21 protein-coding genes are annotated in these 21,894 nt (G+C 68.5%); 4 read left to right on the top strand and 17 right to left on the bottom strand.

Features of this window, described 5'->3' with window-relative positions:
• The first annotated feature begins 101 nt into the window (after window positions 1–101).
• Complete coding sequence (locus H610_RS0114470) at window positions 102–1,001, top strand: AEC family transporter (RefSeq protein ID WP_028240339.1); 900 nt, start codon at window positions 102–104, stop codon at window positions 999–1,001.
• A complete protein-coding gene (locus H610_RS25505) occupies window positions 977–1,156 on the top strand; it encodes a hypothetical protein (RefSeq protein WP_152529102.1) in 180 nt (59 codons plus the stop codon). The genes H610_RS0114470 and H610_RS25505 overlap by 25 nt, the downstream gene beginning before the upstream one ends.
• Here H610_RS25505 and H610_RS0114480 read toward each other — a convergent pair.
• Both H610_RS0114480 and H610_RS0114485 read right to left on the bottom strand, forming a co-directional pair.
• Window positions 1,153–1,899 (bottom strand): VC0807 family protein, encoded by a 747-nt coding sequence (locus H610_RS0114480; RefSeq protein WP_028240340.1) that lies wholly within the window; start codon window positions 1,897–1,899, stop codon window positions 1,153–1,155. The genes H610_RS25505 and H610_RS0114480 overlap by 4 nt on opposite strands.
• Before the next feature lie 83 nt (window positions 1,900–1,982).
• The gene (locus tag H610_RS0114485) at window positions 1,983–2,930 is read right to left on the bottom strand and encodes a lysylphosphatidylglycerol synthase transmembrane domain-containing protein (RefSeq protein ID WP_028240341.1); all 948 of its coding nucleotides are present in this window, start codon (window positions 2,928–2,930) and stop codon (window positions 1,983–1,985) included.
• 163 nt (window positions 2,931–3,093) lie between these two features.
• On the opposite strand from H610_RS0114485, the gene H610_RS0114490 reads away from it, so the two are divergent.
• Window positions 3,094–4,347 carry a cytochrome P450 gene (locus tag H610_RS0114490; RefSeq protein ID WP_028240342.1) on the top strand — a complete coding sequence of 418 codons (1,254 nt, stop codon included), beginning with the start codon at window positions 3,094–3,096 and terminating at the stop codon, window positions 4,345–4,347.
• 4 nt (window positions 4,348–4,351) lie between these two features.
• Here the strand turns inward: H610_RS0114490 and H610_RS0114495 are convergent, their stop codons facing one another.
• From H610_RS0114495 to H610_RS0114550, 12 genes are all read right to left on the bottom strand, one after another.
• Entirely contained in the window at window positions 4,352–7,147 is a 2,796-nt protein-coding gene (locus H610_RS0114495) for a hybrid sensor histidine kinase/response regulator (protein WP_028240343.1), read from the bottom strand.
• A 115-nt stretch (window positions 7,148–7,262) separates the two neighbouring features.
• Window positions 7,263–8,555, bottom strand: a complete 1,293-nt coding sequence (purD, locus tag H610_RS0114500) for a phosphoribosylamine--glycine ligase (RefSeq protein WP_028240344.1) — start codon at window positions 8,553–8,555, stop codon at window positions 7,263–7,265.
• Window positions 8,556–8,659: 104 nt separating this feature from the next.
• Window positions 8,660–10,264 carry a bifunctional phosphoribosylaminoimidazolecarboxamide formyltransferase/IMP cyclohydrolase gene (gene purH / locus H610_RS0114505; RefSeq protein WP_028240345.1) on the bottom strand — a complete coding sequence of 535 codons (1,605 nt, stop codon included), beginning with the start codon at window positions 10,262–10,264 and terminating at the stop codon, window positions 8,660–8,662.
• Window positions 10,265–10,360: 96 nt separating this feature from the next.
• Window positions 10,361–10,681, bottom strand: coding sequence for a DNA-binding transcriptional regulator Fis (gene fis / locus H610_RS0114510; protein WP_028240346.1), 321 nt, complete (start codon window positions 10,679–10,681; stop codon window positions 10,361–10,363).
• The gene (gene dusB, locus H610_RS0114515) at window positions 10,678–11,691 is read right to left on the bottom strand and encodes a tRNA dihydrouridine synthase DusB (protein WP_028240347.1); all 1,014 of its coding nucleotides are present in this window, start codon (window positions 11,689–11,691) and stop codon (window positions 10,678–10,680) included. Before dusB ends, fis begins: the two co-directional genes overlap by 4 nt.
• Window positions 11,692–11,858: 167 nt before the next feature.
• Window positions 11,859–13,001, bottom strand: coding sequence for a DUF3426 domain-containing protein (locus H610_RS0114520; RefSeq protein ID WP_028240348.1), 1,143 nt, complete (start codon window positions 12,999–13,001; stop codon window positions 11,859–11,861).
• Between the two features lie 72 nt (window positions 13,002–13,073).
• On the bottom strand, window positions 13,074–13,952 hold the full coding sequence (gene prmA, locus H610_RS0114525) for a 50S ribosomal protein L11 methyltransferase (RefSeq protein WP_028240349.1): 879 nt from the start codon (window positions 13,950–13,952) through the stop codon (window positions 13,074–13,076).
• Between the two features lie 114 nt (window positions 13,953–14,066).
• The gene (gene accC, locus H610_RS0114530) at window positions 14,067–15,416 is read right to left on the bottom strand and encodes an acetyl-CoA carboxylase biotin carboxylase subunit (protein ID WP_028240350.1); all 1,350 of its coding nucleotides are present in this window, start codon (window positions 15,414–15,416) and stop codon (window positions 14,067–14,069) included.
• A 17-nt stretch (window positions 15,417–15,433) separates the two neighbouring features.
• Entirely contained in the window at window positions 15,434–15,889 is a 456-nt protein-coding gene (gene accB, locus H610_RS0114535) for an acetyl-CoA carboxylase biotin carboxyl carrier protein (RefSeq protein ID WP_028240351.1), read from the bottom strand.
• An 81-nt stretch (window positions 15,890–15,970) separates the two neighbouring features.
• Complete coding sequence (aroQ, locus tag H610_RS0114540; RefSeq protein WP_028240352.1) at window positions 15,971–16,414, bottom strand: type II 3-dehydroquinate dehydratase; 444 nt, start codon at window positions 16,412–16,414, stop codon at window positions 15,971–15,973.
• A gap of 139 nt (window positions 16,415–16,553) precedes the next feature.
• Entirely contained in the window at window positions 16,554–18,329 is a 1,776-nt protein-coding gene (gene dsbD, locus H610_RS0114545; protein WP_028240353.1) for a protein-disulfide reductase DsbD, read from the bottom strand.
• Window positions 18,330–18,388: 59 nt separating this feature from the next.
• Window positions 18,389–18,712: a Rieske (2Fe-2S) protein gene (locus H610_RS0114550; protein WP_028240354.1), complete on the bottom strand. Its 324-nt coding sequence runs from the start codon at window positions 18,710–18,712 to the stop codon at window positions 18,389–18,391.
• A 150-nt stretch (window positions 18,713–18,862) separates the two neighbouring features.
• Between H610_RS0114550 and H610_RS0114555 the strand changes: the two genes are divergently transcribed.
• A complete protein-coding gene (locus H610_RS0114555) occupies window positions 18,863–19,768 on the top strand; it encodes a ChaN family lipoprotein (RefSeq protein ID WP_028240355.1) in 906 nt (301 codons plus the stop codon).
• A 138-nt stretch (window positions 19,769–19,906) separates the two neighbouring features.
• Here the strand turns inward: H610_RS0114555 and H610_RS0114560 are convergent, their stop codons facing one another.
• The 3 genes from H610_RS0114560 to H610_RS0114570 all read right to left on the bottom strand — a co-directional run bounded on the left by H610_RS0114560 (window position 19,907) and on the right by H610_RS0114570 (window position 21,839).
• Window positions 19,907–20,707, bottom strand: a complete 801-nt coding sequence (locus tag H610_RS0114560; RefSeq protein WP_028240356.1) for a Crp/Fnr family transcriptional regulator — start codon at window positions 20,705–20,707, stop codon at window positions 19,907–19,909.
• A 92-nt stretch (window positions 20,708–20,799) separates the two neighbouring features.
• Complete coding sequence (locus H610_RS0114565) at window positions 20,800–21,072, bottom strand: TfoX/Sxy family protein (RefSeq protein WP_028240357.1); 273 nt, start codon at window positions 21,070–21,072, stop codon at window positions 20,800–20,802.
• Between the two features lie 14 nt (window positions 21,073–21,086).
• A complete protein-coding gene (locus H610_RS0114570; protein WP_028240358.1) occupies window positions 21,087–21,839 on the bottom strand; it encodes a class I SAM-dependent methyltransferase in 753 nt (250 codons plus the stop codon).
• Window positions 21,840–21,894: the final 55 nt, after the last annotated feature.

Below are 21,894 nucleotides of genomic sequence, written 5' to 3' on the forward strand. Positions count from 1 at the left end.
GGCGTGCAGGCCACGGCCTGCCACCCACGTGCCGACCAGTGTATCCTTCGCCGCCTTGCCGGACGGGGGCTGCCAGCCGCCCGCAGATCAGGAGACGGGGCATGGTGGTGGTGCAGGCGATCCTGCCGATTTTCGGGCTGATCATGCTCGGCTACGTGCTGGGCTGGCGCCAGTGGCTGACCGGCGAGGCGGCCACCGGGCTGGCCAACGTGACCTTCAAGCTGTTCATGCCGGCGATCCTGTTCACCGGCCTGGCGAAGGCTGAACTCTCACAGGGCCTGTCGCCGATGCTGCTGCTGGCCTACTTCGGGCCGGTGCTGGCGGTGCTGGTGCTGGTCAGCCTGGTGGCGCACCTGCGGCTCGGCCGGGCGAGCCCGCTCGGGCTCTCCGCCGCCTACTCGAACAACGTGCTGGTGGGCATCCCGCTGGTGACGACCCTGTTGGGCAGCCACGCCCTGGTCTACGTGTTCGCCATCCTGGTGTTCCACAGCCTGATCCTGTTTTCCGCCCAGAGCTTCTATGCCGCGCTCGGGTCGGGCGAACGGGTGAATCTCGTCTCGCTGCTCAGGAGTCTGGCCAACCCGCTCGTCGTCGGGCTGCTGCTGGGGGCCTCGCTGAACCTGTCCGGCCTGACGCTGCCGGAGCCGTTGTGGCGCATGGCCGGGTGGCTGGCCAACGCCGCGCTGCCCTGTGCGCTGATCGTGCTCGGCGTCAGCCTGTCGCGCTATCGGCTGCGGCCGAGCCGCACGGCGATCCTGCTCACGGCGGTCAAGCTGGGGCTGTTTCCCTGGCTGGTATGGTGGTTCAGCGGCTGGCTGCCGGGCCTCGGGGAAGAGGCACGCAACGTCTTGCTGCTGCTGGCCGCGTGCCCGAGCGGGGTGAACGTGCTGGCCTTCGTCAGGCATGCCGACGACACCCGGCCGGTCAGTTCGACGGTCTTCCTTTCCACCGTGCTGGCAGCGGGCACGCTGCCGCTGTGGATGCTCCTGGCGGGCGGCTGACCGGCGTTCGCGAACGCGGCTGCACGAGACGCAGTCACAACTGCGTCAATCCGATCCAGGCGGCTCCCATGTTCAGATCCTTCCGCAAGAGCGCCAGCGTGCTGCTCATCATCCTGCTCGTCGGCCTGCTGGCGGTGACGGAACTGCTGCTCTAGCGACCGGTGTCGTCCGTCCGGTTGCTCGCGCCACCGCGGTCGTGCTGGGCGAGGATGTCTTCCAGGCGCAGGCCGGTCATGCCGTGGATGGTGCGCCAGAGGTAGTAGAAGATCGCCATCATCATCAGCATGCTCGGAATGGCGATCATCGGATAGCTGAGCAGCGTCATCCGCCCCAGTTCGGCGTTGAACGCCTCGCTGCCGGCCGGGCTGTTGACCAGCCACTTGGCGAGGATGTAGTTCATCGCCGAGGAGAAGAAGAAAGTGCCGCTGAGCCAGTAGGTGGCGCGCAGCAGCCGGGCTTCGAACTGCTCGACCAGCCCGCGGTCCTCCAGGCGCTGATGGATGCGCGCGACGTCCAAGATCCTGGGCGAATACAGCAGGGTGCGGATCAGCGGGTAGCGCGTGCGCGTCGAGACCAGCACGGCGATGCCAAGGATGCCCGGCACGGCCGCCTCCTTGATAGCCAGCCACTGGGGGTTCAGGCGCAGCAGGCCGATGCCGCCGGTCAGTGCGATGCTGACCAGGCCGAGCAGGGCGATCCAGTTGAAGCGCCGCCGCCCGATCAGGTCCAGCGCGCCCCAGCCGAGGGGAAACGCCAGCGCCAGCAGCAGCGCGCCGTCGGCGCCCAGCCGTTCGGGCGAACTGAGCTTCATCAGCACCAGCGAGGGAATGACGATGCTGACCAGCAGGTCGAGCAGCGGCCGCGGCTTCTGTTCGTCAGTGGGGGAGGGTGAGGTCATCGTCGTCGCTCGAGAACATGGCGCGGAATGATCGCCCGTGTGGCACCAGAAGGCCATAGCCGTTTCGTCGGAAGCCGCTGCCCCTATTCGCCCGGCAGCCTGCGCCGCTTGCTTGACCACTGGCCGAACTCGAAGCCGAGCACGACGAAGATCGCCAGGGCGAACGGCAGCAGCAGGTAAAGGCAGCGGAACACGATGAGCGCGGCCAGCACGTCGGCGGTGCGGAACTCCGGCATGGCCGCCAGGAAGGTCACCTCCAGAACCCCCAGCCCGCCGGGCGCGTGCGACAGCAGTGCCAGCGAGAAGGAGGCGAGGAAGACCCCTAGCACCACCAGATAGCCCGGGTTGTTCTCCGCCGGCAGCGCAAAATAGATGATGGCGGCCGCGCAGGCCAGTTCCAGCGGCCCTGCCGCGAGCTGGCGCAGGACGATGCCCAGGCGCGGGCTGTCGATCCGGTACTTGCCCAGCCGCCAGGGCGCTTCGCGCCGCAGCGCGCTCGAGGCATAGAGGACGACCGCCGCCAGCAGCAGCACGCCGATCGCCTGTGCGACCCAGGGGCCGACGTCGGCCACCCGCTGCAACAGGCCGGGCTCGAGCAGCAGCACCAGGCCGCCGGCTAGGATGGTTCCGAGGCCGAAGGTCAGCGAGCAGAACACGATCAGCACGCCGATCTCCTGCGGGGTGAGGCCTTTGCTGCGGTAGGCGCGGTAACGCACCACCGCGCCGGAAAACACCGAGGCGCCGATGTTGTGAGCCAGCGCGTAGGTGGTGAAGGAACACAGAGTGATGAACCACCAGGGAATGCACTTGCCGAGATGCGCCATGGCGATGCGGTCGTACCAGGCGAGCGCCGTGTAGGCGCCGAGCGTGGCCAGGCCGGCCATGACCCAGCCGGAAAACGGGATGGCCTCCAGGCTGTCGGTCAGCTCGGCGAGCGACAGGGTGCGGACTTCTTTGTAGAGCAGGTAACTGGACAGCAGCACTGCCGCCAGCCCGACCAGGGTCCAGGCGGCATCGCTCCGTTTAATCATCGACAACTCCTCGGCCGTGACCGTCTCGGGCGGTCGTTTTGCCGCATGACCGCCCATCGCAGCCACTACAGGTAATCGGCAGCGGCGAAGGCTTTTTGTTCACTGGCCGCACCCGCGGTGGTTCCGGCGGTCGGAATTGGACACGAAAACCAGGAAATATGCCATGCGTCCGATTCCCCGAGATCCCGCACCGGAAAGCTCTGCCAGCCTGCTCAGGGAAGGTTACGGCTTCATTCGCAATCGCTGCCAACAGCTCCAGGCGCCGCTGTTCCAGACCCGCCTGCTGATGCAGGACACCATCTGTCTGAGCGGCGAGGAGGCCGCCCGCCTGTTCTACGACGACAGGCGCTTCCAGCGTGCCGGCGCGGCGCCGCGCATGCTGCGCAAGACGCTGCTGGGAGAAGGGGGCGTGCAGACGCTCGACGGACCGGAGCACCACCATCGCAAGCAGTTGTTCATGTCGCTGCTGGGCGAGTCCGGGGTGGCCGAGCTGGTGGCCCTGGCGCGGCGTGAATGGTCTTCGGCCGTCGGCCGCTGGATCGGTGACGGACAGGTGCAGTTGCATCACGAGGTGCAGGCGATCCTCACCCGCGCGGTCTGCGCCTGGGCGGGCGTGCCGCTGCCGGAGGACGAAGTGGAAACGCGTCGCGACCAGCTGGCGACGCTCATCGACGGGGCGGGTGGCATCGGCGCCCGGCACTGGCGCGCGCGCTGGGCGCGCAAGGCGGCGGAAGGCTGGGGGATCGAACTCATCGAGCGCGTGCGTGCAGGAACCCTGCCGGTCGCCGAGGGCCGCGCGCTCGCGGCGGTCGCGCAGTACCGCAACCTCGACGGCAGCCTGCTCGAGCCCAGGGTCGCGGCCGTGGAGCTGCTGAACCTGCTGCGGCCGACGGTGGCGGTTTCACGCTTCGTCATCTACGCCGCGCTCGAACTGCGCGCGCATCCCGAGTGGCACGAACGCCTGCGTGAGGATGACCAGGCGCTGGAGTCTTTCGCCCAGGAGGTGCGGCGGCTGTATGCCTTCTTCCCCTTCATGGCGGCCAGGGTGCGCGAGGATTTCGAATGGCAGGGCTATCACTTCCCCAAGGGCACGCGGGTGCTGCTCGATCTGTTCGGCACCAATCGCGAGCCGACCCGGTGGCCCGCGCCGGACATCTTCGATCCGCAGCGCTTCGAGCGCTGGAACGGCAGCGCCTTCAACTTCATCACCCAGGGCGGCGGCGAGCCGCATCGGGGGCACCGCTGCCCCGGCGAGCCGCTGGCCATCGCCCTGCTGGTCGATGCGCTGCGCGTGCTGACGCGGGAGATCCGTTACCGGGTGCCCGAGCAGGACCTTGGCGTCGACATGGCGCGCATGCCGGCGCAGCCGGAAAGCGGGCTGCTCATCGAGGCGGTCGAGCGTCTGACCGCGCGCTAGCGCCTCATGGGGCGACGTGCGGCGCGGCCTCCTTGACCGCGACCCAGTGCTCGACCAGTTCGCGCAGTTGCGAGAGTTCCACCGGCTTGGCCATGTGGCCGTCCATGCCGGCTTCCCGAGCCCGCTCCTTGTGTTCGCTGAGGATGTGTGCGGTGAGCGCGACCACCGGCGTGCGCGCGCGCCCGACCGAGGCCTCCCAGGCCCGCAACCGCTCGGTGGCGGCGAAGCCGTCGAGCACCGGCATCTCGCAATCCATCAGCACCAGGTCGTAGGGCTGCGCCTTGATCGCCCGCAGCGCCTCCTCGCCGTTGCTGGCGGTGTCCGGCGTGAGGTTGAGCTTGTTCAGCATGCCGCGGATGACCTTGGTCGAAATGCCGTTGTCTTCGGCCACCAGGATGCGGAAATCCTCCGGCACCTTGAGGCCGGCGGCCGGCGACAGGTCGCTGCGGCGGCGGTTGCCGCGCCGGCGCTGCGCCAGTTCGTCGGCCAGGGTGGTGCGCAGCGTGTAGCCGGCCACCGGCTTGGCGAGCACGCGGGCGATGCCGGCGTTGCGTGCATCGATCTTGCCGGGCGCGGCGCCCATGCCGGTGAGCATGATCAGCAGCACGTCGTGGCTGAGGTTGAGGTCTTCCTTGATCTTGGTCGCCAGCTGGATGCCGGTCATGCCCGGCATGTCCTGATCCAGCAGCACGGCGTCGAAGTACTCGCCCAGGTGCGCACGGGTGCGCATGATCGCCAGCGCCTCCTTGCCGGAGGCCGCCGTGGTGACCGACAGGCCCCACCCGGAGCACTGCTGCACCAGCACCTTGCGGCAGGTCTCGTTGTCGTCGACCACCAGCAGCCGGGCGCCGTGCAGCGACTCGTCGAGCACGCCGGCCGGCGGCGTCAGGCTCGGGCTGCCGATCGGCAGGCGGACCCGCGACAGGTTGCCGCCGGTCTCGTTGACTTCCAGGCTCAGCTCGCCCTGCATCAGCCGGACCAGCTGGCGGGCGACGATCAGGTTCAGGCGGCCGCCGAGCGTGGTGGCGGTCAGCAGGTCGGGACTCTCCGGTGTCAGGTTCAGCAGGTTTTCGCGTTCGGCCGGCGGCAACGGCTGCCCGTCGTCCTGCACCGAGATGCTCAGGCACCCGTCGTCCAGCGTGGCCAGCAGCAGCACCTCGCCCCGCTCCGTCTGGCGCAGGGCGTTCTCCAGCAGGCTGAGCAGGACCTGCCGGAGGCGCGCCGGGTCGCCACCGATCACGCGCGGCACCTGCGGCTGGATCAGGCTGATGAGCTCGACCTTCCGCAGTTCGGCCTTGGCCCGGAAGATGTCCAGGCATTCGCCGATCAGCGCGTGCAGGTCGAAAGGCACGTCCTCGAGTTCCATTTGGCCCGACTCCAGCTTGGAAATGTCGAGGATCTCGTTGATCAGGTTGAGCAGCTCGTTGCCCGAACTGTGGATGGTCTGCACGTAGTCGCGCTGCTTGGCCGACAGCGAGGTCCCCAGCAGCAGCTCGGTCATGCCCAGCACGCCGTTCATCGGCGTGCGGATGTCGTGGCTCATCTTCGCCAGGAAGTCGGCCTTGGTCTTGAGCTCCGCCGAGTTCACCGCGGCGGCGGTGTGCCGGGACAGTTGCTCGGCGCGCACGAAGCGTTGCCGTTCGACCAGCGCGAAGCTCAGCACCAGGCCGCTCAGCGTGACGACCGAGAACACCCCGCCGATCAGCCAGCCGGGGTTGAGCCGGTCAAAGCCGAACAGCACCGGCAGGAAGAAGGCGAAGCCGCCGTTGAACAGCAGCATGCCGCTGAGCACCAGGCGCGCCGGCGAATAGCCGCGGCGCCAGTGATAGAGGGCCACCAGCGGCACGCTGAGCGAGGCGCCGAGTACCAGTGCGTAGATCAGCCAGCTCTGCCAGAGCCACGGCAGCAGGACCACCAGCAGGGCGATCGCGGCGATCACCAGCGCCTGGCCGACCAGCAGGCCGCGCATCCAGCCGGTGTTGCGCTGCTTGAAGAAGCGCTCGGCGAACAGCAACAGCGAGGCGGCGGCGGCCAGCGCCGAGAGATCGGCGATCAGCGACTGGCTGTAGCCGAGCCAGGGCACCCACACCGCCAGCAGGCCGAGGTTCGCCATGGCGCACAGCAGCAACGCGACGTGCAGGGCTCCGAGCCAGGCATAGCCGGCGCTGAACACGTAGGCGGAGCGCAACAGGCTGTGCACCGCCAGCAGGGCGAGCGCGCCGAGCAGGGCGCCGTACAGGTAGGCGGGCTTTTCCAGCGCGACCAGGCCGGCCTCGTCGATGGTCTGGAACCACACCAGCAGCGGGTGGTTCGACTGCATGCGGACGTAGGCCTCGCGCGCCTGGCCGTCGTTGGGCAGGGCGAAGAGATAGGAGCGGGCCGGCAGCGGGCGCGAGCTCAGCGGGCGCTGTTCGCCGCTGTGGACGACCTGCTCGATCCTGCTGTCGCGCAGCAGGTAGAAGTCCAGGTACTGCACGCGCGGCGCGAACAGCCAGAGCCAGTGCGGCTTGCTGTAGCCGGAGGCGCTGACCTGCAGCCACACCGCGGTGTCGCTTGCGGACGCGGAGAGGGCATGCGCGTCGAGCCGCTCGAACAGTTGCCGCTGGGCGAGCACCTCCTCGAGCGACAGCTGGCCCGAGCGGTCCACCAGCATGCGCCAGGTCGAGGATTCGGTAGACGCTGCGGCCGGATCCGACCCGGCAACCGCCGGCTGCGCGGCGAACGCAACGGGCTGCACCGGGCAAACGCTTGCCAGCAACAGGCCGAGGCATATTCCGAAAGCGATCCAGAGCCGGCGCACGCGTGAGGTCCCTTCGTGGGTGTGACCGCGGATTATAACCAAGCTTATCGGTCAGGTAAGGCGGACAAAGCCGGCAAATGCCGGCTTCGCGCACATATCGGACGGACCGTCCTGGTCAGTTCGGGCCTTCTTCCCGCAGTACGGCGCGATAGCCGATGTCACGGCGGTAGAAGCAGCCGTCCCACTCTATCGCCTCGGCCAGCAGGTAGGCGTTCTTCTGCGCGCGCGAGACGCTCTCGCCCAGCGCCGTGGCGCACAGCACCCGGCCGCCGGCGGTCAGCACGCGGCCGTCGTCGGCCAGCGCGGTGCCGGCGTGGAACACCTTGCCCGGCAGCCTGGCCGCCGCGTCCAGCCCGTCGATCGCCCGGCCCTTGGCATAGTCGCCCGGATAGCCACCGGCGGCGAGGACCACACCGAGGCTGGGGCGTGGGTCCCAGCGTGCCTCGACCTTATCCAGCGCCTCGGCCAGCGCCGCTTCCACCAGCAGCACTAGGCTCGACTCCAGGCGCAGCATGATCGGCTGGGTTTCCGGATCGCCGAAGCGGCAGTTGAACTCGATGACCCTGGGCGCGCCCTGGCGGTCGATCATCAGTCCGGCATAGAGGAAGCCGGTGTAGACGTTGCCTTCCTCGGCCATGCCGCGCACGGTCGGGTAGATGACCTCGTCCATGATCCGCTGGTGGACTTCGGGCGTGACCACCGGCGCCGGCGAATAGGCGCCCATGCCGCCGGTGTTGGGGCCGCTGTCGCCGTCGCCGACGCGCTTGTGGTCCTGGCTGGTGGCCATCGGCAGCACGTTGCGGCCGTCGACCATGACGATGAAGCTGGCTTCCTCGCCCTCGAGGAATTCCTCGATGACCACCCGCGCGCCGGCGTCGCCGAAGGCGTTGCCGGAGAGCATGTCGCGCACCGCCGCCTCGGCTTCCTCGAGCGTCATGGCGACGATCACGCCCTTGCCCGCGGCCAGCCCGTCGGCCTTGATCACGATTGGCGCGCCCTGCTCGCGCAGGTAGGCGAGGGCCGGCTCGACCTCGGTGAAGTTGCGGTAGGCCGCGGTCGGGATGCCGTGGCGCGCCAGGAAGTCCTTGGTGAAGGCCTTGGAGCCCTCCAGCTGGGCCGCGGCCGCGGTGGGGCCGAAGATCGCCAGCCCGCGCGCGCGGAACAGGTCGACCACGCCCTTCACCAGCGGGGCCTCCGGGCCGACGATGGTCAGCTGCACGTTCTGCGCGGCGAAGTCGGCCAGCTGCTCGATGGCCAGCACGTCGATCGCCAGGTTTTCGCACTTGGCTTCGGTCGCGGTACCGGCATTGCCCGGCGCGACGAACACCTTCTGCACGCGCGGATCCTGCGCGACCTTCCAGGCCAGGGCGTGTTCACGACCGCCGCTGCCAATCACCAATACATTCATTTGTTGAAACCCTGTGTTGGGCTGGAGGCTGAAGGCTGGAGGCTGGACGAGGAATTCGCTTCTCCGTCCAGCCTTCCAGCCTTCCAGCCTTCCAGCGCTTACGGTCAATGCCTGAAATGCCGCATCCCAGTAAACACCATCGCGATGCCGGCTTCGTCGGCCGCGGCGATCACCTCGTTGTCGCGCATCGAACCGCCCGGCTGGATCACCGCGGTGATGCCGGCGGTCGCGGCGTTGTCGATGCCGTCGCGGAACGGGAAGAAGGCATCGGACGCCATGACCGCGCCCTTGACCTCGAGGCCGGCGTGTTCGGCCTTGATCGCGGCGATGCGCGCCGAGTTCACCCGGCTCATCTGGCCGGCGCCGACGCCGACGGTCTGCCGGTTCCTGGCGTAGACAATGGCGTTGGACTTGACGAACTTGGCCACCTTCCAGGCGAAGATCAGGTCGTGGATCTCCTGCTCGGTCGGGGCGCGCCGGGTGACCACCTTGAGGTCGGCCTCGGTGACCATGGCAATGTCGCGGCTCTGCACCAGCAGGCCGCCGTTGACGCGCTTGAAGTCCCAGCCAGGGGCGCGCTCGGCCGGCCACTGGCCGCATTCGAGCAGGCGCACGTTGGCCTTGGCGGCCACCGCTTCGCGGGCTTCGGTGCTGATCGACGGGGCGATGATGACCTCGACGAACTGACGCTCGACGATGGCGCGGGCGGTGTCGCCATCCAGCTCGCGGTTGAAGGCGATGATGCCGCCGAACGCCGATTCGCTGTCGGTGGCATAAGCCAGGTCATAGGCCTTGCGGATGCCGCCTTCGTTCTCCGGCACCACGGCGACGCCGCAGGGGTTGGCGTGCTTGACGATCACGCAGGCCGGCTTGACGAAGCTCTTCACGCACTCCAGCGCCGCATCGGTGTCGGCGACGTTGTTGAACGACAGCTCCTTGCCCTGCAGCTGGCGCGCGGTGGCCACGCAGGCCTCGTCGGCATGCTCGACGTAGAAGGCGGCGATCTGGTGCGGGTTTTCGCCGTAGCGCATGTCCTGCGCCTTGACGAACTGGGTGGTGAAGGTGCGTGGCAGCTGGCTGCGGCCCTCGGTGGACAGCGTCTCGGCCTGCTGATCGATGGTGCCCAGGTAGTTGGCGATCATGCCGTCGTAGGAAGCGGTGTGCTCGAAGGCCTTGAGTGCCAGGTCGAAGCGCTGGGCGTAGGTCAGGCCGCCGGCGCGCAGGCTGTCGATGACCGCAGCATAGTCGTCGGCATTGACCACGATGGCCACGTCCTTGTGGTTCTTCGCGGCGCTGCGGACCATGGTTGGCCCGCCGATGTCGATGTTCTCGATGGCATCGGCCAGCGAACAGCCCGCCTTGGCGACGGTGGCGGCGAAGGGGTAGAGGTTGACCGCGACCAGATCGATCGGCCGGATGCCGTGCGCAGCCATCACCGCGCCGTCGAGTTCGCGACGGCCGAGGATGCCGCCGTGGATCTTCGGATGCAGGGTCTTCACCCGGCCATCCATCATTTCGGGGAAGCCGGTGTAGTCGGCGACTTCGACGGCGGCGATGCCCTGCTCGGCGAGCAGCTTGTAGGTGCCGCCGGTCGAGAGGATCTCGACGCCCAGCTCGCTCAGGGCGCGGGCGAAATCGACGACGCCGGTCTTGTCGGAAACGCTGATCAGCGCGCGGCGCACGGGAAGGCGGAGGGAATGGTCGGTCATAACGGTTCCATCTGAGGATAAGAGCGCTGAAGGCTGGAGGCTGGACGAGGGGGCGCTTTTTTCGTCCAGCCTCCAGCCTTCAGCCTCCGACGATTTTCAGAGAAGGTCGTACTGCTTGAGCTTCTTGCGCAGGGTGCCGCGGTTGAGACCGAGCACTTCGGAGGCCTTGGTCTGGTTGCCCTTGACGTACTGCATCACCGTCTCGAGCAGGGGCGCCTCGACTTCGGAGAGCACCAGGTTGTAGACGTCCGTGACTTCGGCGCCTTCGAGATGCGCGAAGTAGTTGCGCAGCGCTTTCTCGACGCTGCCGCGAAGGGTCTGTCCCGCTTCGCTCGGCGTGTTCAGGTGCTGCTTGAGGTTGACGTTTTCGGTCACGGAAGTCGTTCCACTTACTAAGGTCTCGGTCATTGTCGTCATGCGGCTACCCCCTCCCCATCCGCTGAATGAAGGCCTGATCGACATTCGGCGAAATATGCCCGAACGGCGGCGCACTGTGCGTCCCTGTTGTCCAAAAGATTGAAGCGCCGACGGAAATCCGCTCCGCTGGCGTGGCTGGCCAGATACCAGCCGACGTGCTTGCGGGCGATGCGCGCGCCCATCGTTTCCCCATAAAAGTCATGCAGGGCCTCGAGGTGGCCGAGCAGGATGCGCTCGACCTCCTCGAGCGCCGGCGCCGGCAGCAGGCTGCCGGTGCTCAGGAAATGCTCGATTTCGCGGAAGATCCAGGGGCGTCCCTGAGCGGCTCTGCCGATCAGCAGGGCATCGGCGCCGGTGGCCTGCAGGACCTGGCGTGCCTTGTGCGGGGAGTCGATGTCGCCGTTGGCGAACACCGGAATGGAGACCGCCTGCTTGATGGCGGCGATGGTGTCGTACTCGGCCTCGCCGGTGTAGAGGTCGGCGCGGGTACGCCCGTGCACGGCGAGCGCCTGGATGCCGGCCTGCTCGGCGATGCGCGCGATGGTCAGGCCGTTGCGGTTGTCGCGGTCCCAGCCGGTGCGGATCTTCAGCGTGACCGGCACCTCGACCGCGGCGACTACGGCCTCGAGAATCTGCCCGACCAGCATTTCATCCTTCATCAGCGCGGAGCCGGCGGCCTTGTTGCAGACCTTCTTCGCCGGGCAGCCCATGTTGATGTCGATGATCTGCGCGCCCAGTTCCACGTTGCGCCGGGCCGCCTCGGCGAGCATCGCCGGATCGCCGCCGGCGATCTGCACCGAACGCGGCTCCGGATCGCCGGCGTGCGGCAGGCGCAGGCGCGACTTGCGGCTGTGCCAGAGGCGGGTATCGGCGGTGACCATCTCCGACACCACCAGGCCGGCACCCAGGCGGCGGCACAACTGGCGGAAAGGACGGTCGGTGACGCCGGCCATGGGAGCCAGGATCAACCGGTTGGGAAGGGTGTAGGGGCCGATGCGTACCGCTGACATGGAGTTTTCCCGCGTTGCGGGCCTGCTTGTTAGGTCGATCGGGACTGCGAAAAAAGGGTGGGCATGATACCCGCTCCGCATGACGGGTTAAAGGTCGTTCTGAACAAATTCTGAACAGCACGACGCTTATCGCCAGCGGTTAGAACGCCCTGGTGCGGGCCTGTCGCTCACTCGGGCGAATGGAAGCTCAGGCTGTAGTTGACCGCCTGGTCGCCCGGATCGAGGATTTCCAGCGCAATGTGGATGGGCGTCTGCGGGGGCATCTCGGCCTCGCCGGCGAGCTCCCCGGCCAGGTATTCGCCGGGCTTGAACTGGCGACTGGCTATCAGCTTGCCGCCGAGGTCGGCGAAGCGCAGCTCCAGCAGCGGGAACGGCTGGGAGAAGGGCGCGCGGTTGTAGAGGATGGCGTCGACCACCAGCGCGCCGGTGAAGTCCGGATGGCTGCGGACCATCAGGTTGCTGCTGCGGATCTGGCTGATGTCGACCTTCGACGGCAGGGTGCAGCCGAGCGTCGGGCACAGCCGCTCGAACCAGGGTCGGTATTCGTCGCGCCGCGCCAGCTCCTCGAAGTTGTAGGCCGCGTACTGGCCAGCGAGGGCGAGCAGCGCCAGCAGGCACAGCAGCGTCCAGCCGAGGCGGCGCCCCCAGGGCTTGCGCGTCGGCTGCCAGTCGAGCTGCAGGGGCTCTTCCTCGAGCTCGAACAGCGGGGCGTCGTGCAGGCCGGGCTCGCGCCGCTGGCTGCGGGCCGGCGCGAGCGGCTCGTCGTCTTCCAGGTCGTCCGCGGCGGCCCGCAGCGGACGTTCGGATACCGACAGCGGGCTCGGTGGCAGCGGCGCCTCTTCGCTGACCGGCGTCAGGCGGACCGCGGCCTTCGGCGGCGCGGCTTCCGGCATCCGGGCCGGACGCGGCTCGGCCCGCAGCGGCGGTTCGGCATTCTCGGAGATCGGTGCGGGCGGCGCGGCTTGCGGTGGCTCGCCGGCGCCGCGCCGGGCGGCGAACGCTTCGCGCTCCTGACGCTCGAGGCGGGCCAGTTCCTCGTCGAGGTCGATGTCGTCCAGATCCATGTCGTCGTGGATCAGCAGCTCGTCCTCGTCCAGCCGGCGCGCCACCAGCGGAGGCTGGGCCTGGGGATTCGCGGGCTGTGCGGCCGGCATCTGCGGCATGCCCTGGTCGGCCTGCAGGTGGCGGCCGGCGTTGAAGACTTCGAGGCAGGTACCGCAACGCACCATGCCCTTGGCCGCGCTCAGCTGGGCGGGGTTCACGCGGAAGCTGGTGCGGCAATGCGGGCACTGGGTGACGAAGCTGGTCATGCGCGGGTCCGGGAGAAATGGCGCTAGTCTAACCGATGGCTTTCGCCGCGGCATGCCACGGCGGGTGCCTGTTCAGCGGCGTCGGCCGCTGATGCGCACCCAGCCGTCCTGCTCGGCGATCGGGTCGAGTTCGAAGGCGTCGGCATAGGCCCGGGCAACCTCGTCGGCCTGCTCGGCGAGGATGCCGGAAAGCGCCAGACGGCCGCCAGGCGCCACCAGCGAACCGATGCGTGGCGCCAGTTCGACCAGCGGACCGGCCAGGATGTTCGCCAGCACCACGTCGGCGGTCGTTTCCGGCATGTCGGCCGGCAGATGGAGCGGGAAGCGCGCCGGGTCGATGCCGTTGCGGCTGGCGTTGTCGCGGGAGGCCTCCAGCGCCTGGGGGTCGATGTCGGTGCCCAGCGCCCGCTCGGCGCCGAGCAGCAGCGCGGCGATGGCGAGGATGCCGGAGCCGCAGCCGAAGTCGATCACTGTGCGGCCCTCGAGCGGCTGGGCATCCAGCCACTGCAGGCAGAGCGCGGTGGTGGGATGGGTGCCGGTGCCGAAGGCCAGGCCGGGGTCGAGCAGCAGGTTGACCGCGTCCGGTTCCGGCGCCTGGTGCCAGCTCGGGACGATCCACAGCCGGCGCCCGAAGCGCATCGGTTGGAAGTTGTCCATCCAACTGCGCTCCCAGTCCTGGTCCTCGATGCGCTCGAGCTGATGTTCCGGAAGCTCGCCGTCGGTGAGCAGGCGCAGGTGCGCCAGCAGGTCGGCCTCGCCGACGTCGGCTTCGAACAGCGCCAGCAGGTGGGTGTGGCTCCACAGCGGGGTGGTGCCCAGGTCCGGCTCGAAGATCGGCTGGTCCTCGGCGTCCATGAAGGTGACCGACACCGCGCCGACGCCGAGCAGGGCGTCCTCGAGCGATTCGGCCTGGTCCGGGGTGATGGCGAGGCGGAGTTGCAGCCAGGGCATAAAAACCTCGTTTAAAAAATGGCTGGAGGCTGAAGGCTGGACGAGGCGGTGAGTGCATCCGCTTTTCGTCCAGCCTTCAGCCTCCAGCGCTTTTGTCGTCTCCGTGAGAGGAGATCAGTGCTTGTCCATACCCAGTTTCTTTTCCAGGTAGTGGATGTTCACGCCGCCCTTGCAGAAGCCTTCGTCGCGCACCAGGTCGCGGTGCAGCGGCGCGTTGGTCTTGATGCCGTCGACCACGATCTCGTCGAGGGCGTTGCGCATGCGCGCCATGGCCTCGTCGCGGCTGTTGCCGTAGGCGATGACCTTGCCGATCAGCGAGTCGTAGTTCGGCGGAACCGAGTAGCCGCTGTACAGGTGCGAATCGACGCGGATGCCGTTGCCGCCCGGGGCATGGAAGTGCTTGACCTTGCCGGGGCTCGGCATGAAGGTCTGCGGGTCCTCGGCGTTGATCCGGCACTCGAGCGCATGGCCGCGGACGACCACGTCTTCCTGCCTGATCGACAGCTTGTTGCCGGCGGCGATGCTGAGCATCTCCTTGACGATGTCGACACCGGTGACCATCTCGGTGACCGGGTGCTCGACCTGCACGCGGGTGTTCATCTCGATGAAGTAGAAGCGGCCGTCCTCGTAGAGGAACTCGAAGGTGCCGGCGCCGCGATAGCCGATCTCGACGCAGGCATCGACGCAGCGCTGCAGCACTTCGGCGCGGGCCTTTTCGTCGATCAGCGGGGCGGGGGCTTCCTCCAGCACCTTCTGGTGGCGACGCTGCAGCGAGCAGTCGCGGTCGTACAGGTGGATGGCGTTGCCCTGGCCATCGGAGAGTACCTGGACTTCCACGTGACGCGGGTTGCCGAGGAACTTCTCGAGGTAGACCATCGGGTTGCCGAAGGCCGCGCCGGCCTCGGTGCGGGTCAGCTTGGCCGACTTGATCAGGTCCTCTTCCTTGTGCACCACGCGCATGCCGCGTCCGCCGCCGCCGCCGGCGGCCTTGATGATCACCGGATAGCCGACCTCGCGGGCGATCGCCAGCGCCGCCTCTTCGTCTTCCGGCAGCGGACCGTCGGAGCCCGGTACCACGGGTACGCCGGATTTGATCATGGCGTTCTTGGCCGACACCTTGTCGCCCATCAGGCGAATGGTGTCGGCCTTCGGGCCGACGAAGGCGAAGCCGGATTTTTCCACCTGCTCGGCGAAATCGGCATTCTCGGCGAGGAAGCCGTAGCCGGGGTGGATCGCGGTGGCGCCGGTGACTTCGGCGGCGGCGATGATCGACGGAATGTGCAGGTAGGACTGCGTCGCCAATGCCGGGCCGATGCACACGGATTCGTCGGCCAGCGCCAGATGCATCAGTTCGCGGTCGGCGGTGGAGTGCACCGCCACGGTCTTGATCCCCAGCTCCTTGCAGGCGCGCAGGATGCGAAGGGCGATCTCGCCGCGGTTGGCGATCAGAACTTTTTCCAACATCGCAGGCTCTCCGCGGTTCAGACGATGGTGAACAGCGGCTGGTCGAACTCGACCGGCTGACCATTCTCCACGAGGATGGATTCGATGGTGCCGCCGGTTTCCGCTTCGATGTGGTTCATCATCTTCATGGCTTCGACGATGCACAGCACGTCGCCCTTCTTGACGGTCTGGCCGACTTCGACGAAGGCCTTGGCGGCCGGCGAGGAGGCGCGGTAGAAGGTGCCGACCATCGGCGAGCGAACCACGGTGCCGTTGAGCTTCGGCTGCTGCGGGGCGGCCTCGGCGGCGGCTGCCGGTGCGGCGGCCGGAGCCGGGGCGGGCGCCGGGGCCTGCGCGTAGATCGGCTGCGGCATGGCGGCCTGCTTGCTGTGGCGGCTGATGCGCACAGACTCTTCGCCTTCGTGGATCTCCAGCTCGTCGATACCCGACTCTTCCAACAGCTCGATCAGTTTCTTGACTTTGCGAATATCCATGAAGCAATTACTCCGGTAGCTACTGATGTTGAGTGCTGCCTCCTGCCCGGCGGCGGTCGCGGGGCGACCGGCCTGCCGGCGTCAGGAAGCGGCGAGTTGTTCCAGGGCGGCCTCCAGCGCCAGGCGGTAGCCGCTGGCGCCCAAGCCGCAGATCACTCCCACCGCGACGTCGGAAAAATAGGAGTGATGACGGAAAGGCTCACGTTTGTGCACGTTCGACAGGTGCACTTCGATGAATGGGATGCTCACCGCCAGCAACGCGTCACGTAGCGCGACGCTGGTGTGCGTGAAGGCGGCCGGATTGATGAGGATGAAATCGACGCCTTCGCTGCGTGCGGCGTGGATGCGCTCGATCAGCTCGTGCTCGGCGTTGGATTGCAGGTGCGCCAGCCGGTGGCCAGCGGCCTGGGCGCGTGCCTCCAGATCGCGGTTGATCTCGGCGAGTGTCGCGGCACCGTAGACACCCGGTTCGCGGGTGCCCAGCAGGTTGAGGTTGGGACCGTGCAGAACCAGAAGGTTGGCCATGGGGGTTCCTTCTTGTTGTCGAAAAGCGCCTGCGGCGGCGCGGAAAGTCGAGGACTATGCCGCAAGGCCGGGCTGACTGTCCAGTCATGCCCTGATCGACGGAAATGCCCGCATGATTTGTGACGTTCGTCGCGCCTGCTCAGAGCAGGCGCTCGATCTCGGCGAGGCGCTGGCGAAATGCCGGGGCGTCGATTTCGCCGACCACCCGCAGTTGCTCCAGCTCGCGGCCGCCGCGGTCGAAGAACTGGATCGCCGGCGGCCCGAACAGCCGGTAGCGATCCAGCAGCGCGCGTTGCGCGGCATTGCTGTCGGTGATGTCGAAGCGGATCAGGCGGTAGCCGGACAGGCTCGTGGCGATGTCCGCCTCGGCGAACACCTCGCGCTCGATCACCTTGCAGCTGATGCACCAGTCGGCGTACCAGTCCAGCACCAGTGGCTCGCCGGCGTTGCGCGCGGCGGCCAGTTGCGCGTCGAGCGCGGCGGGCGTATCGACGGTGACCCAGCTGTCCTGCGGCAGCGCGGCGGGGGCGCCGGCGCGCGCCATGGGCAGCGGCCGCAAGGGGTCCGAGCCGCCCTGCAGGGCACCCACCCAGGCGGCCAGGCCGTAGACCAGCAGGGCCAGCCCGGCGAGCTGGGCCAGGCGCGCCGGCGTGCGCTTGGGCACCAGTTCCAGCGCGCCGAGGAAGACCGCCACGCCCGCCGCCAGCAGGCCCCACAGCGCCAGCGCCAGCGGGCCGGGGAGCACGCGCTCGAGCATCCACACCGCCACCGCCAGCAAGAGCACGCCGAAGGCGTTGCGCACCGCCAGCATCCAGGGGCCGCTGCGTGGCAGCAGGGCCCCGCCGCCGGTGGCGAACAGCACCAGCGGCGCGCCCATGCCGAGCCCGAGCGCGAGCAGCTTCAGGCCGCCGCCGAGGGCGTCGCCGCTGGCGCTGATGTACAGCAGTGCGCCGGCCAGCGGGGCCGAGACGCAGGGCGAGACCAGCAGGCTGGACAGGGCGCCGAGCAGCGCGGCGCCGGTGAAGGAGCCGCCGCGGGTGCGCCCGGCCAGGCGGTCCAGCGGGCCGCTGAGGGCCTGCGGCAGGCGCAGCTCGAAGGCGCCGAACATGGCCAGCGCGAACAGCGCGAAGAACAGCGCGAAGGGCACCAGCACCCAGGGCGCCTGCAGGCGCGCCTGCAGGTTCAGCTCCGCGCCGAACAGGCCCATCAGCGCCCCGAGCAGGGCGAAGCAGAGCGCCATCGGCACCACGTAGGCAAGCGACAGCGCCAGGCTGCGCATCCCGCCGACCTGGCCGCGCAGGACCACGCCGGAGAGGATCGGCAGCATCGGTAGCACGCAGGGGGTGAAGGTCAGGCCCAGTCCGGCGAGGAAGAACAGCGCCACCGAGCGCCAGTCGGGCGTCTGGCCGGCGCTCGCGGCGGGAGGCGCGCCGGAACCGGCGGTCGGCGCGGCGGCTCCGCCGAAGTTCAGGGTCTCGGTCTCGGGCGGATAGCACAGGCCCTTGTCGGCGCAGCCCTGGTAGGTCACGCGCAGGTCGAACGGCTTGTTCGCGGGGTTGGCGACTGGCAGGCGCACGTCCAGCACGCCGTAGTAGACCTCGACGTCGCCGAAGTACTCGTCGGTCTTGTGCTCGCCGTCCGGTAGCTCGGCTGCGCCCAGGGCCACCTCGGCGTCGGAGGCGGCAAACTGGAAGCGGTGGCGGTACAGGTAGTAGCCGTCTGCGGCGACGAAGCGCAGGGTCAGTTGTTCGGGGCCGCTTTCCACGACGCTCAGGCGGAAGGCTTCGCGGACCGGCAGGAAGTCACTGCTGTTGTTCAGCGGTGCGCCCAGCGCCGGGGCGGGGCGGCTGTCGAACAGCCCCGCGGTCGCGGGCAGGGTGAACAGCAGCAGGATGAGGATCAGCAGGCGTGGCATGACGGACTCGCAATCGGCATGCGCGCATGTTAGCGGACGCGCGCCGCCTCGGGGACGGTTCAAGTGTCGCGGGCGTTTGCCGGTAGCAGGCGGATGGCGCCGTCTCGCTCTTCGACCGCCAGCGGTTGCAGGAACCGGCCGCTGCAGGGGCCTGCGACACACTCACCCGACTCGATCAGGAACAGGGCACCGTGGGTCGCGCACTGGATCAGGCTGCCGCTCTCGTCGAGAAAGCGATCAGCCTGCCACTCGAGCGGGACGTTACGATGCGGGCAGCGGTTGAGATAGGCGTAGACACGGCCGGCCCGGCGCACCAGCAGCACGTGCCGGTAGCCGCGGCTGTGTCCTTCCGGAAGTTCGTTGGACTCGCAGAGATGGGTCATGGGGCCTCCGGGTGGCGATTATCGCTGCGCCGGTCATGGATGCAACGCTGGTGCGATCCGTGGTGGCTCCGGTGAGACCGGCCTTTTATGCTCATCGCGTCGCCATCGACCGTCCGCCGGTCCCCGATTTCACTCGCCAAGGTCATCGTCATGCGCATCTGGCTGCTGCTCCCCCTGATCCTGCTCGCGGCTTGCAGCCGCATGCCCGTCGCGCCCGAGCCGATATCGGAGCCGGCGAGCGGGCGGATCGTCGAGTTGTCGACCGGCCGGCATCTATCCCCGACCGAGCTCGTCGAGCGGCTGGGCCGCCGCGAACGGGTGCTGATCGGCGAGCGCCACGACAACCCGGCCCACCACCGGATCGAGCGTTGGCTGCTGCAGGCGGTCGATCGCCGGGCCGAAGCGCCGGCGCTGCTGCTGGAAATGCTCGACCCTGGCCAGCAGCCCCGCGTTGACGCGGTCCGCCAGGCGTTGCGCGACGGGCGCCCGGTGGACGACCTGCCGGCCGCGCTCGGCTGGCAGCCGGGCTGGGACTGGGGGCTCTACGGTGAACTGCTGGCCCAGGCAGTGGCGCGTCCGGCGCCGCTGCTGTCGGCCAACCTGACCCGCGAGGATATCCGTCGCATCTACCGCTCGGCGCCGCGGTTGCCGGCGGGGCGGTCGACCGACGAGGCGGTGCAGGCGCAACTGGCCGAACATATCCGCGCGGCTCACTGTGACCTGCTGCCGGCCGAGCAGCTGCCGGCCATGCTGGCGGTGCAGCAGCAGCGCGACCGGCGGATGGCCGAGCGCCTGCTGGCGGCGTCGGCGCCGGCCTGGCTGATGGCCGGGGCCTATCACGTTCGCCGCGACCTGGGGGTGCCACTGCACCTGGCAGATCTCGGCGGCGCCGAACAGGCCGCGGTGCTGGTGCTGGCCGAGGAAGGCGAGGCGGTCGAGGCCGGCCAGGCGGACTATGTCTGGTTCACTCCGGCGCAGCCGCAGGTCGATCACTGTGCGGCGCTGCGCGATGAGCAGGCAAAAAAAGACCCGGCAGAGCCGGGTCAAAAACCGTGATTAGCCTGATGAGGAGATAACCTGAAAGTCCGACTGCCTGGGCTTTCAAATTACCGCTGATCTCGCGACCAGCTGAGTTCAATAATAACGATTCTCATTTCCCTGTCAACGGCCATGCTCGCGAAATTTTGCCGTTCGTCAGGCGGTGAGCGACAGGCGCAACTGGGTGACTTCCCGATTGAGCAGGCCGATGCGCCGCGCCATGCTTTCCACCAGGCTGTGAGCGATGCGCGGGTTGTTCTGCATCAGGCCGAGGAACTGGTCCTTCGGAATGACCATCACCGTGCAGGGCTCGCTGGCGATCACGCTGGCGCTGCGCCTTTCGCCGGTGAACAACGCCATGGCACCGAAGATTTCGTCCTTCTGCACGTCGCCGACCTTCTGGCCGTCGACGAAGGCGCCGGCCTGTCCGTCGATGATGATGAAGACATCGTCGGCCTCGTCGCCCTGGCGGATCAGCTCGGCACCTGGGGCGAAATGCTGGAAGCCGGTCGCCGGGCGGATTTCCGGCTGCTTGAGGCGCACCAGCGCGTCGGCCAGCAGGGCGGTGTGCCCGCCGAGGTACTGCACGAGCAGTTCCTGGCGCGCCTCGTCGGCGTGGATGTGGCGCAGCAGCGCCGAGCGCGAGTAGGGCACCAGCACCAGGGGCTCGTCGCTGCGGTAACGGCAGGCCGGCAGCTCGGCGTTGCGGCTGAGGCCGAGCAGATCGCCCTCCTGCAGATAGAAGAGGGGGCGATCCTGGACCAGCGCATGGACCAGGCCGCTTTCGATCAGGAACAGTTGCCCTTCGGGCAGGTGCGCGCCCAGGTCTTCCTCGACCTCGTCCAGGCGCAAGGGCTCGCCGCAGGGGGCAAGCCCTTCGAGCAGCTGGCACGGCACGCTCTGCAGCAGGTTGGTCAGTTGATCGGCGTAGGCCGGTTGCTCTCCGAGCAAATACATGGGGGTTCGTCCTTTGCAGCCGCGCGGGCGGTTTTTCGCACGATATGCCGCCGCGCCGGGTAGCGTAAATCGTCACCGCGAGAGGTTGTGAGCTAGCTCCGGTTGCGCGTGCCGATGCTGTCGAAGCGGGCGTCGAGCTCCTGCTTGAGCGCGCAGGGCAGGTCCTGCCAGGGCACGTCGAGCAGCGCTCCCTCGATGGCGTAGAGCAGCACCCGCGAGGCCGCGAAGCCGCGCCGCCTGACCTCGTGGTAGGCGCCGACGGAACCGAGCCGCCGCAGGTCCTCGGCGGTGTGGATGCCGGATGCGTGCAGCCACTGGGCCGAGGTCTTGCCGAGGTTGCGCAGGCCGAGCAGTTCGTCGTGCATGATGCCTCCCGCTGTCAGGGCACCGGCCGGCCGGCGATGAAATGGAGGGGCCAGCGCGCCTGATGCAGCCGCTCTGGATCGCCCCAGGTGGCGCGCAGGCGCGGCTCCAGTTCGGCCAGCGGATCGCGCGCATGCTGCCGTGACCAGCGCTCGACCGCCGACCAGGTGCGCAGATAGCCGAGCAGGTGCTCGAGTCGCCAGTCGGCGGTGATGGCGAATTGCGGCACCGGCAGGCGCTGGAAGGGTGGGGTCAGGTCGCGATAGCCGGCATCGACGCTCGCGCGCCCCTCGGGCCAGTAGCCGGCGAGCGTGACGCCGTGCAGCTCGGCGACCAGCGCGTCGATTGGCGGCGACAGGCTGACCAGGCTGTAGCACCAGGCGCAGAACAACCCGCCGGGGGCCATCACGCGCTCGGCTTCGGCGAAGAATTCCGGCGTGGCGAACCAGTGCAGGGCCTGGGCGACCACGACCAGGTCGGCCGATCGCGCTGCGAGCGGCAGGCGTTCGGCGTCGGCGGCGATGGGGTGCATGCCCGTCCAGGGCCGGGCGGCCCGCAGCTGCGCCTCGCTGGCGTCGCACGCCAGGACCTGTTCGAAATGCCGCGTCAGCGGCCGGCTGGCCTGGCCGCTGCCGGCGGCGATGTCGAGCGCGCGCCGATGCGTGCGGCACTGCGCGGCGAGCCAGTCGAAAAGCGGGGCGGGATAGCGCGGACGGAACTGGGCGTAGCCGTCGGCCCGTGCCGAGAACAACTGGCTGACCTCACCCATGTCGGATGCGACCGCTTGCGCGAAGGAATGGGCCGGGCATGTGCCCTCCGGGCTC

Source organism: Stutzerimonas azotifigens DSM 17556 (assembly GCF_000425625.1).
Lineage (GTDB): Bacteria > Pseudomonadota > Gammaproteobacteria > Pseudomonadales > Pseudomonadaceae > Stutzerimonas > Stutzerimonas azotifigens.